Source organism: Microbacterium sp., from assembly GCF_039812165.1.
GTDB lineage: Bacteria > Actinomycetota > Actinomycetes > Actinomycetales > Microbacteriaceae > Microbacterium.
The window spans coordinates 17,306-27,822 of sequence record NZ_JBDIAB010000015.1 but is presented as its reverse complement, the minus strand read 5'-3'; the positions used below and the strand labels follow the sequence as shown (position 1 = coordinate 27,822).

At 72.9% G+C, this 10,517-nt stretch carries 8 protein-coding genes; 3 read left to right on the top strand and 5 right to left on the bottom strand.

What is annotated here, in order from left to right; all coding sequences use genetic code 11:
- Positions 1 to 1,150, bottom strand: a 1,150-nt coding sequence (locus tag WML84_RS02870) for a bifunctional 3'-5' exonuclease/DNA polymerase (protein ID WP_347344639.1), incomplete at its 3' end; no start/stop codon positions are given.
- 16 nt (positions 1,151 to 1,166) lie between these two features.
- Complete coding sequence (locus WML84_RS02865) at positions 1,167 to 1,898, bottom strand: C4-type zinc ribbon domain-containing protein (RefSeq protein WP_347344638.1); 732 nt, start codon at positions 1,896 to 1,898, stop codon at positions 1,167 to 1,169.
- A 239-nt stretch (positions 1,899 to 2,137) separates the two neighbouring features.
- On the opposite strand from WML84_RS02865, the gene WML84_RS02860 reads away from it, so the two are divergent.
- Positions 2,138 to 2,740, top strand: coding sequence for a cupin domain-containing protein (locus WML84_RS02860; protein ID WP_347344637.1), 603 nt, complete (start codon positions 2,138 to 2,140; stop codon positions 2,738 to 2,740).
- A complete protein-coding gene (locus WML84_RS02855; RefSeq protein WP_347344636.1) occupies positions 2,733 to 3,443 on the top strand; it encodes a phenylalanine--tRNA ligase beta subunit-related protein in 711 nt (236 codons plus the stop codon). Before WML84_RS02860 ends, WML84_RS02855 begins: the two co-directional genes overlap by 8 nt.
- Positions 3,444 to 3,465: 22 nt before the next feature.
- On the opposite strand, the gene WML84_RS02850 is transcribed toward WML84_RS02855, so the two are convergent.
- Positions 3,466 to 4,362: an arginase family protein gene (locus WML84_RS02850; RefSeq protein WP_347344635.1), complete on the bottom strand. Its 897-nt coding sequence runs from the start codon at positions 4,360 to 4,362 to the stop codon at positions 3,466 to 3,468.
- Between the two features lie 51 nt (positions 4,363 to 4,413).
- Positions 4,414 to 4,719 (bottom strand): hypothetical protein, encoded by a 306-nt coding sequence (locus tag WML84_RS02845; protein ID WP_347344634.1) that lies wholly within the window; start codon positions 4,717 to 4,719, stop codon positions 4,414 to 4,416.
- Between the two features lie 170 nt (positions 4,720 to 4,889).
- On the opposite strand from WML84_RS02845, the gene WML84_RS02840 reads away from it, so the two are divergent.
- Positions 4,890 to 5,591 (top strand): GTP pyrophosphokinase family protein, encoded by a 702-nt coding sequence (locus WML84_RS02840; protein WP_347344633.1) that lies wholly within the window; start codon positions 4,890 to 4,892, stop codon positions 5,589 to 5,591.
- Between the two features lie 127 nt (positions 5,592 to 5,718).
- On the opposite strand, the gene WML84_RS02835 is transcribed toward WML84_RS02840, so the two are convergent.
- Entirely contained in the window at positions 5,719 to 10,497 is a 4,779-nt protein-coding gene (locus WML84_RS02835) for an NAD-glutamate dehydrogenase (RefSeq protein ID WP_347344632.1), read from the bottom strand.
- Between the last annotated feature and the right edge of the window lie 20 nt (positions 10,498 to 10,517).

Genomic DNA, 10,517 nt, shown 5'->3' with positions numbered 1-10,517 from the left:
CGCTGTCGCCGGTGGTCGCCCCGTACATCGCACCGAGGATCGCGATCTTCGCCTCGTCGCGCGACGGCACGACGCCGCGGGCGACGAGGCCCGCGTAGAGGTCGGCGCCGCGCGCCGCCTCGGCGAACGCGAGGTCGCGCGACATGCCGGCGAGCACGCGCGGCTCGAGCTGGGCGACGTCGGCGCTCACGAGCACCCAGCCGGGGTCGGCGCGCACCGCGGCGCGGAGCTGCCGGGGGATCTGCAGCGCTCCCCCGCCCGACGACGCCCAGCGGCCGGTGACGACGCCCGCCGGCACGTAGACGGGGCGGAAGCGCCCGGCATCCACCCACTCGTCGAGCCACGCCCAGCCGTTGGCCGTGAGCAGGCGCGTGAGCCTCTTGTACTCCAGGAGCGGCACGACCACCGGGTGGTCGTAGTCGGCCAGCTCCCACTTGCTCGTGGACTGCGCGAGCACGCCGACCCGGTGGAGGGCCCGCAGCAGCTTGGGCTGCGAGTCGAGGCTCGCCGTCGGATCGTTCAGCGCCTCGCGCACGCGGCCGGCCAGCTCCTCCACCCGCGCCGGGTGGGCGCCTGCCGCCGGGCGCGGTCCGAGGAGGTCGGCGAGCACGGCCTCGTGCGTCGCGGCATCCCACGGGAGTCCCGCCGCGTGCAGCTCGGCCGCGACGAGCGCGCCGGCCGACTCCGCCGCGAGCAGCAGCCGCAACCGCCCCGGATCGGCCGACCCGTCCACGGCCGCCCGCTGGCGGGCGAGCTCCGCGAGCGTCTCGTCGAGGCCGTCGAGCGTGTCGGTCTCGTCGTCCAGGCCGAAGAGGGCGTCGTCGCGGACGGATGCCGCGGGTGCGGACACGGCATCCCACCGGCCGGCGAGCGCGCGCCGGTCGGCGACGAGTGCGCTGCCGCGCAGGATGGTGTGGCACAGCCGCAGGTCGTGGCAGCGCTCGACGACGACGCCCCGCGCCAGGAGCGGCGGGTACCACCGGGCGGCGTCCGACCACACCCAGCGCACGTCCGGCGCGCTCGCGCGCACGAACGCGGCGAGGTCGGTCGGCCGATGCCGCGCCGTCTCGGTGCCGTCCGCGGCGAGGTCGACGGCGTGCGTCGCCCCCTCTGCGTCGCGGCCGAGGACGCGCCAGACGGGTCCGCTCATCGCCGCCGCGGGCGGCCTACAGGCCGGACTCTTCCGTGCGCACGAGGATGCAGCCGCACTCCGGGCACGTCACGACGTCGTCCTCGGCGGCCTGGCCGAGCGTGTGCAGGTCGGTGCCGCTGAGCACCATGTGGCATCCCTCGCACGTGCGGCGGCGCAGCAGCCCCGCGCCGATGCCGAGCGCGGCCAGCCGGTCGTACAGGGCCAGGAGGTCGGCGGGCAGGCCGCCGGCGACGGCGGCGCGGTCGCGCGTGGCCGCCTCGAGGCGGGCGGATGCCTCGGCCACCGCGCTCTTGCCCTCGGCGCTCAGTCGTGCGCCCTCGTCGTTGGTCGCGGCGATGAGCGCCTCCTGCGCGGCGATCTCGGCGTCGGCCGACTCGAGCCGCTCCATGAGCTCGAGCTCGGCGTCCTCGAGGTCGGACTTGCGCTTGGCCAGCGACGCGATCTCGTGCTCGAGGCCCTGCGCCTCCTTGGGGTTCGAGCTCTTCTGCAGCCGCTCGGCGTCGCGCGCGGCGCGCGCCTCGACGAGGGCGACGTCCGACTCCAGCCGGGCCAGCTCGGCGTTGACGTCGTCACGGATGCCGAGCAGGCGCGTCAGCTCGGCCGACTGCACCTGCCGCTGTGCGAGCAGCTCCTGCACGCGGGCGTGTTGGGCCGGGTTCTTGCGCGCGTGATCGGCCTGGCGGGCGACCGCGTCGAGCGAGGCGAGGTCGAGGAGTCGGCGCTGGTCGGCGGGGCTGGCTTTCACCCTCCCAACCTACTGCGCGGCCGGGCCCCGGCGACCCTCGCCATCGCCTCGATCCCGCCGCTCCCCATCACGACCGTCGCCCGGCCACCCTCCATCGCACCGCGAGTCACTGCGCGACCGCCGAGTCACTGCGGTGCAGCACAGTGAGTGGGCGCGGAGACAGTGACTCGGCGGAAGGCGGGAGACCCGGACGCGGAGGTGCAAACAGGGCGCGAGCGCGAGTGCACTATCATGCACGCATGGGTGTGAGCGCGGAATCGCTGGCCGCGGCGATCGGCGCGCGGGTGCGGCAGGAGCGTCAGGGCCACGGCTGGACGCTCGACCGGCTGGCCGAGGTCGCGGGCGTGAGCCGCCGCATGGTCGTCAACGTCGAGCAGGGCGCCGTGAACCCGAGCATCGGCACGCTCCTGCGCCTGAGCGACGCCCTCGGCGTGGGCCTCCCCGCCCTGGTCGCGCTCCCCGAGACCGGCCGGGTCGCCGTCACCCGGCAGGGCGACGCCGCCGTGCTGTGGACCGGGCCCGCGGGCGGACGCGCCGCGCTCATGGCGGGCACCCAGCCCCCCGACGTCGTCGAGCTGTGGGACTGGACCCTCGAGCCCGGCGAGGAGCACGTGAGCGAGGCCCACACGCCCGGCACGAAGGAGCTCCTGCACGTGCTGGCCGGCACCGTCACGGTGACCGTCGACGAGCAGGCGTTCGCGCTCGCCGCCGGCGACGCCCTCGCGTTCCCGGGCGACGTCGCGCACTCGTACGCGAACCCCGGCGCCGAGACCGCGCGGTTCGCCCTGACCGTCCACGAGCCGCGCGTCGGCGCCCCGCGATCGGAGAACCCCCATGCCTGACCTCGACGGCTTCCTCGCCTCCGCGTACGTCGACCCCGCGGTGTTCGCGCTGCGCCCCGACTATCGCGTCGTCCTGGTGGCCGTGGACGGCATCGAGCCCGGGCGCGGCGTCGACCTCGCCGACGACCTGCGCGCGCGGGCCGAGGCATCCGCCGCCGACGCCCTCGCCGACGTGCCGGTGACCGACGTGCCGCACGTCGCGGCGTGGCGCGACGCGTATCGCGCGTTCGGCGCGAAGCCGCAGCGCACCCGCAACAGCCTGGAGTCGCTGATGCGGCGGGCCGCCACAGGCCTGCCGCGTGTGAACCCGCTCACCGACGTCTACAACGCGATCTCGGTGCTGCACCGGGTGCCGCTCGGCGGCGAGGATCTCGCGCGCTACGAGGGTGCGCCGCGGCTCGTCCGCGCGACCGGTGCCGAGCCGTTCGACACCGCCGTCGACGGCGAGACCGTCGTCGAGCATCCCGAGCCGGGCGAGGTCGTGTGGGCCGACGAGGCGGGCGTCACGTGCCGCCGCTGGAACTGGCGGCAGGGTCGCCGCACCGCGCTGACGGGTGCCACGACCGCCGCCGTCTTCATCCTCGACGCGCTCGCGCCCATGACCGACGACGCGCTCCACGCCGCCGCCGACGACCTGACGGCGCAGCTGCGGATGCTGGGGCCCGAGGTCACGGCATCCCGCCGGCTGATCGCCGCGGACTGAGCCGCGGACGCCGGGACCGGCGTCAGCCGAGCAGCGGGAAGCCCTCCAGCAGGCGCTGGACGCGGATGACCTGGCGCGGGATGTACTCCGCGACCGTGAGGGCGACGACGTCTACCTCGACGTCGATGTCGGCGACGACCCGGCGCGCCTGCGCGCTCGTGAGGCCGCCGCGGTCGTAGCCGAGGCCGAGCTGCACCTCGTCGGCGTCGATCGTGTCGACGTCGAAGTGGATCGCGACCTTCGAGGCCCCGGTGCCGCGCAGCCACTCGATCAGCGCGGCGCTGTCGTCGCGCAGCCGGTCGGGCGGGAACACCGTCAGCCCCCACTCGTCCGCGAGGGGCGGCAGGGACGGGTCGGTCCAGTCGTGCATGCCGACCAGCGCGACGCGGCTCGCCGGCAGGGTCGCGGGCAGCCGCTCCAGGATCTCGGGGTCGCCGTGCCCGGTGAGGGCCGAGACGACCATCGCGTGGTAGCCCGCGTACTCGGTCTCACCGGTGCCCATGTCGGGGTGGGAGTCGACCCACAGCACCGCGAGGTCGTCGCCGTACCGCTCGGCGAGCGCGGCGAACGGCGCCATGCTCACCCCGCAGTCGCCGCCGAGCGTCGTGATCCGCTCCGGATCGTGGTCGCGGATGATCTCGAGCGCGGCGTCGAGCTGCGCCAGGACGGCGGTCTTGGCCTCGATGCCGTCGCGCTCCTCGAGACCCTCGTCGCCGAGCCCGACCGGCACGACCGCCGTCGGGCCGTCGTGCGGGGGCAGCACGGCCTGCAGCACGCGCGTGCCGACGGTGTACGAGCGTCGGGCCACGTCGAACGGGAACTCGGGCGCGAGCGCCTCGACGCTCGTGCTGCCGGCGCCCTGCCACTCCGGCCAGATCAGCCGCAGATGCGTGCCGGGGTTCGAGCCGGTGGATGCCATGGGTTTCTCCCTCGGATATCGGGGCGCCCGCGGTCGCGGAGCGCCTGCCGGTCAGACCGGATCGGTGAACGAGACCGGCTTGCCGTTCGCGCGGGCGTACGCGATCTCCCTGGTCGTGGACTCGCCGACGTAGCCGCCGGGGTTGACGACCAGGACCCGGTCGGCGAGATCGATCTTGCGCAGGTGGAGCGCGTCCAGCACGGTCTTCTGCTCGTCCGTGACCGACCCGCCGGCCTCGACCTCGCCCGGTGCCACGACGATGAGGCCGGCGAAGGTCAGCTCGCGGTTGGCCGCGCGCATCTCGCCCGCGAACCGGGCGGATCCGCAGATGCAGACGATCTCGGGGCGATCGGGCACGGCTCAGTCCTCCAGCTCGACGGGAACCCGGCCGTGTGCGCACGACGTCACGGACAGGCAGGCCGACCACCAGCTTATGCAGCGAGCGGGCCGTCTGGAGGGTCGCGCTCCCGTCCGCCGCGCCGCTCCTTCACAGCATCCGCCTATGCCGGATGGGTAGCGTCGAGGGCATGGACGCGAAGACGCAGAACCTGGCCGTCGTGACCGACGAAGGGCTGGCGACCTTCACTCCCGAGGAGCTGCGCGCGATGCGCGACGAGTTCCAGCGGTTCCTGCTCGAGTACCAGTTCGGGCTGCGCGAGGTCGAGACGAAGATCGGCATCCTGCGCGACGAGTTCCAGCTGATGCACGACTACAACCCGATCGAGCACGTCTCGAGCCGCGTCAAGACGGCCGACAGCCTCATCGACAAGCTCGTGCGCCGCGGCGTCGACCCGACGTTCGACTCGATCCGCGAGCACATCACCGACATCGCCGGCATGCGCGTCACGACGAGCTTCGTGAAGGACGCCTATCGCCTGTTCGACCTGCTCACGCAGCAGGACGACATCGCCGTGCGCATCGTGAAGGACTACATCGCCGAGCCCAAGCCGAACGGCTACAAGAGCCTGCACGTGATCGTCGAGGTGCCCGTGTTCCTCTCCACCGGCCGCGTCGACGTGGCGGTCGAGGTGCAGTTCCGCACGATCGCGATGGACTTCTGGGCGAGCCTCGAGCACAAGATCTACTACAAGTACGACGGCGCGGTCCCCGAGGGGCTCCTGTCGGAGCTGAAGGATGCCGCGGACTCCGCGGCCGCGCTCGACGCGCGCATGGAGCGGCTGCACGGCGAGCTGCACGGCGCGCGCCGCGGCGGGCTCATGGCCGTGTGACGCGAGCCCCGGCATCCGGTCGCGCAGCGCCGCACATCGTCGGAGATCTGCACAGAGTCGGATGCCAGGGGCGCCCTGGCATCCGAAGGTGTGCAGATCTCCGACTCTGTGCCGCGCCGCGCCGGCCCTATCGCACGAGCGAGCGCAGCCGGCGCAGCGCGACCGAGAGCGTGGCGAGGGCAGCGCCCTCCCCCGCGCCCGCGGCGTTGAGCGCCTCGTTCAGGACCTCCAGCGCGTGCGCGCCGCTGCGACCGACCCACGCCTCCACGCGCGTCTCGACGTCGCCGGGCGGGGTGTTCTCGATCACCGACGCGGTGAGCGCGATCATCACCGAGTACAGGTCGTCGCGCATCGAGGCGCGCGCCATGCCGGCCCAGCGGTCGTCCTGCGGCAGCGCCGTCACGTGCGTGAGCAGCTCGTCGAACCGCATCCGCGCCGACATCGCGAAGTAGATCCCCGCCGCCTCGTCGAGGTCCCAGCCGTGCAGGCGCGCCTGCTCGGCGACGTCCAGCAGCGGCAGGGAGGCGAGCAGCCCGGCGCCGCGTCGCGCGAGATCGGCGGGCACGCCGGCCGCGAGCAGTCCCTGCACGGCCTCGTCGAAGTTCCGCAGCTCGTCGCCGCGGAGGAAGTCACCGAGTCGCGGGAGGAGCCGCGCGAGAGGCTCGCCGAACGCGTCGATCTCGGTGCCGATGTCGATGCCGTCGGGCCGGTGCTGCACGATCCAGCGGGTCGCCCGGTCGAGCAGCCGTCGGAAGCTCACGTACAGGCCGGTCTGCACGCGGGTCGTGACGAGGTTGTCGGTCGCCTCCACGCCGGACACGAACCCGCGCAGGTCGAAGACCTCGCGCGCGACGACGTAGGCGCGCGCGATCTGCTCGCTCGACGCGCCGGTCTCGTCGGCGGCGCGATACGCGAAGGTGATCCCACCGCGGTTGACCATCGAGTTGACGACCGAGTTGACGATGATCTGCGTGCGCAGGGGGTGGGCCGCGAGGTCGTCGGCGTACGCGTCGCGGATCGGGCCCGGGAAGTACTCGGCGAGCGTCCGGGCGAACCACGGGTCGTCGGCGAGCGAGGTCGCCGCGAGGTCGGCCTTGAGCGCGAGCTTCGCGTACGCGACGAGCACCGCGAACTCTGGCCTCGTGAGGCCGCGTCCCTCCTCCGCCCGGCGGGCGATCTCCGCGCGGCCGGGCAGGAACTCCAGGTCGCGGTCGAGCTCTCCGCGCGCCTCCAGCCACTCGATGAGCCGCTCGTGCGAGGGCAGCATGTACGCCGCGTTCGAGCGCGAGTTGCCCAGCAGCACGTTCTGCTCGTAGTTGTCGCGCAGCACCTGCGCCGCGACCTCGTCCGTCATCGAGCGCAGCAGCACGTCGCGATCCGCACGGTCCAGCCGGCCGTCGCGCCCGACCGCGCCGAGGAGGATCTTGATGTTGACCTCGCGGTCGCTGGTTCCGACGCCGGCGGAGTTGTCGATGGCATCCGTGTTGATGCTCACCCCCGACAGGGCCGCCTCGATGCGGCCGCGCTGGCTGACGCCGAGGTTGCCGCCCTCGCCGACGACGCGCACGCGCAGCTGCCGGCCGTCGACGCGGATGGCGTCGTTGCCGCGGTCGCCGATCTCCGCGTTCGTCTCGCTGCTCGCCTTGATGTAGGTGCCGATGCCGCCGTTCCACAGCAGGTCGACCGGCGCCAGCAGCACCGCCCGCTTGAGCTCGGCGGGGGTGATCGTCGTCACGCCGGGCTCCAGGCCGAGCGCGGCGGCGATCTCGGCGCTGACCGGGATCGACTTCGCCGAGAGCGGGAAGACCCCGCCTCCGGCCGAGATCAGCGAGCGGTCGTAGTCGTCCCACGACGAGCCGGGCAGCTCGAACAGGCGGCGGCGCTCCGCGAACGACGACGCCGCGTCGGGGCTCGGATCCACGAAGACGTGGCGATGGTCGAACGCGGCGACGAGCCGGATGCGGTCGGAGAGCAGCATGCCGTTGCCGAACACGTCGCCGGACATGTCGCCGATCCCCACGACCGTGAAGTCCTGGGTCTGCGTGTCGAGGTCGAGCTCGCGGAAGTGCCGCTTCACCGACTCCCACGCCCCGCGCGCGGTGATGCCCATGCTCTTGTGGTCGTAGCCGGCCGAGCCGCCGGAGGCGAACGCGTCGTCGAGCCAGAACCCGTACTCCCCCGAGATGCCGTTGGCGATGTCGGAGAACGACGCCGTGCCCTTGTCGGCCGCGACGACCAGGTACGGATCGTCGTCGTCGTGGCGGACGACCCCCGCCGGCGGGAGGATGTCGGTGCCGTCGCGGTTGTCGGTGACGTCGAGGAGGCCCCGGATGAAGGTGCGGTAGGCGGCGCGGCCGCCCTCGAGCCAGGCCGCGCGATCGGTCGGCGCCGGCAGGCGCTTCGCGACGAAGCCTCCCTTGGACCCCGTCGGGACGATGACGGCGTTCTTCACCATCTGCGCCTTGACGAGCCCGAGCACCTCGGTGCGGAAGTCCTCGCGCCGGTCGCTCCAGCGCAGCCCGCCGCGCGCGACCTTGCCGAACCGCAGGTGGACGCCTTCGACCTCGGGCGAGTACACCCAGATCTCCGCCATCGGGAGCGGATGCGGCAGACCGGGCACGCGCGCGCAGTCGAGCTTCATCGACACCCACGGCCGGGGGTCGCCCGCGGCATCCCGCTGGTAGAAGTTGGTCCGCAGGGTCGCCTCGATCACGCCGATGATCGAGCGGAGGATGCGGTCGTGGTCGAGGCTCGACACCCCGTCGAGGTCGCGTCGCAGCGCCTCGGCCCGCTCGGCCGCGCGGGCGTCGCGATCGCCGGCGACGTCCGGGTCGAAGCGCAGCTCGAACAGCTCGATCAGCCCGGCGGCGATCGCCGGGCTCTCCAGGAGCGCCTCGTCGATGTACTCGACCGAGAACGCCGATCCGGTCTGGCGCAGGTACATGCCGATCGCGCGCAGGATCACGATGCGCCGCCAGTCGAGGTCGCCGCGCAGCACGAGGGAGTTCAGGCGGTCGCTCTCGGCGGCACCGGTCCACACGGCGCGGAACGCCTCTTCGAAGGGGGCCCGCCACGCGGCATCCGCCCACAGCGGGGATCCGGAGACGGTCAGGCCGAAGTCGGAGACGTAACGCTTCTCGCCGCCGGCGAGCGCGATGACGTACGACTGCTCGTCGACGACGTCGACGCCGAGGTCGGTGAGGATCGGGAGCACCTGCGTCAGCGGGTACTGCCGGTGCGAGACCACCGTGAGGAAGCGCTTGTCGGGATCGTCGACGGCGTGCCCGTACAGGCGCACCTCGAACTCCTCGCCGTGCTCCAGGCTGTCGAGGAGCGCGAGGTCCTCCACGGCGTCGGCGGGCGTGACGTTCTCCTTGTAGGACTCGGGGAGCGCCGAGCCGTACCGGCTCAGCAGCATCGCGGACGACTCCTCGTCGTGCACCGCGTGCACGGCGTCGACGAGCGCCTGGTCCCAGCTGCGGATCACCTCTTCGAGCCGCACCTGGAGCCACGCCTCGTCGACGTCGGGCACCGAGGCCCCCTTGGGCATGCGCAGCATGAAGTGCAGCTGGGCCAGCGGCGACTCGCCGACGCGCGTCGTGTGGTCCACCTGCGCGGCGCCGAACACCTCCTGGAGCAGCGCGTGGATCCGCAGGCGCACGGTGGTGTTGTAGCGGTCGCGGGGAAGGAAGACGAGCGCCGACACGAACCGGCCGAACTCGTCCTTGCGCAGGAACACCCGTGCGCGTCTGCGCTGGATCAGCTGCCGCGCCTGGCTGGCGACCTCGAGCAGATGCCGGGGGTTGTCCTGGAAGAGCTCGTCGCGGGGGTACTGCTCCAGGATCTGGAGCAGGTCCTTGCCCGAGTGCGACGTGGGCGAGAAGCCGGACGCGTCGAGGACGGCGCGCACCTTCGCGGCGACCAGCGGCAGCGTCGTCACCGACGAGGCGTAGGCGACCGAGGTGAACATGCCGAGGAAGCGCCGCTCGCCGGTGACGTTGCCGTCGGCGTCGAACGTGCGGATGCCGATGTAGTCGAGGTAGACGTCGCGGTGCACGGTGGCGCGCGAGTTGGCCTTCGTGATGGTGAGCAGGCGCGGCTCCCTCGCGGTGCGCTGCGCCTCGGGGCGCAGGTGCGCGACCGCGGTCGTGGACTTCCGGAGGATGCCCAGGCCCGTGTGCGGCAGCGGGCGCAGCACCTCCTCGCCGTTCTCGTCGGTCTCGAGGACGTGCTCGCGGTAGCCGAGGAAGGTGAAGTTGTTGTCCGCGAGCCACGTGAGGAACTCCGCCGCGCGCTCGATCCGGGACGGGTCGACGGTGGGCGGCGGGTCGGTGCGCAGGTCGGTCACGATGTCGAGGCACGCGCGTCGCATCGGTCGCCAGTCCCTGACGGCGGCCTTCACGTCGGCGAGCACGCGGCGCAGCCGGTCCTCGAGCTCGGCCATGCCCTCCTCCGTGGGCACGCGGTCGACCTCGAGGTGGATCCACGACTCCAGTCCGCCGCCGGGCACGCCGACCTCGAGCAGGGCCCCCCGATCGTCGCGCCGCACCGACACGACCGGATGCGTGAGCAGGTGGACCGACAGGCCCTGCCGCGCGATCGCCATGCTGACCGAGTCGACCACGAAGGGCGAGTCGTCGGTGCAGATGTTCACGATCGTGCGCCGCGACGTCCAGCCGTGCTCGCGCAGCGTGGGGGTGAAGGCCGAGACGAGGATCTGCCCGGGCTCGCGGGTGGCCGCGAGCTCGTGCATCGACATCGCCGCGCCGATGACGTCGCGCGGCTCGCGCTCGCGCAGATCCTCGCCGTCGATCTGCGCGATCAGGCTCTCGACGCCCGCCCGGTGTGCGGCGTCGACGCGCTCCAGCGCCTCTTCGATTGTGGTGACCTCGGCTTCAACGCTCATGAACCTCATCGTCCGATCTC

What these genes read in the sequence shown, in the direction of transcription:
- WML84_RS02860 (WP_347344637.1), top strand. Translation starts at nt 2,138, where the DNA reads ATGGGTGTGAGCGCGGAATCGCTGGCCGCGGCGATCGGCGCGCGGGTG.
- WML84_RS02855 (WP_347344636.1), top strand. Translation starts at nt 2,733, where the DNA reads ATGCCTGACCTCGACGGCTTCCTCGCCTCCGCGTACGTCGACCCCGCG.
- WML84_RS02850 (WP_347344635.1), bottom strand. Translation starts at nt 4,362, where the DNA reads ATGGCATCCACCGGCTCGAACCCCGGCACGCATCTGCGGCTGATCTGG.
- WML84_RS02840 (WP_347344633.1), top strand. Translation starts at nt 4,890, where the DNA reads ATGGACGCGAAGACGCAGAACCTGGCCGTCGTGACCGACGAAGGGCTG.
- WML84_RS02835 (WP_347344632.1), bottom strand. Translation starts at nt 10,497, where the DNA reads ATGAGCGTTGAAGCCGAGGTCACCACAATCGAAGAGGCGCTGGAGCGC.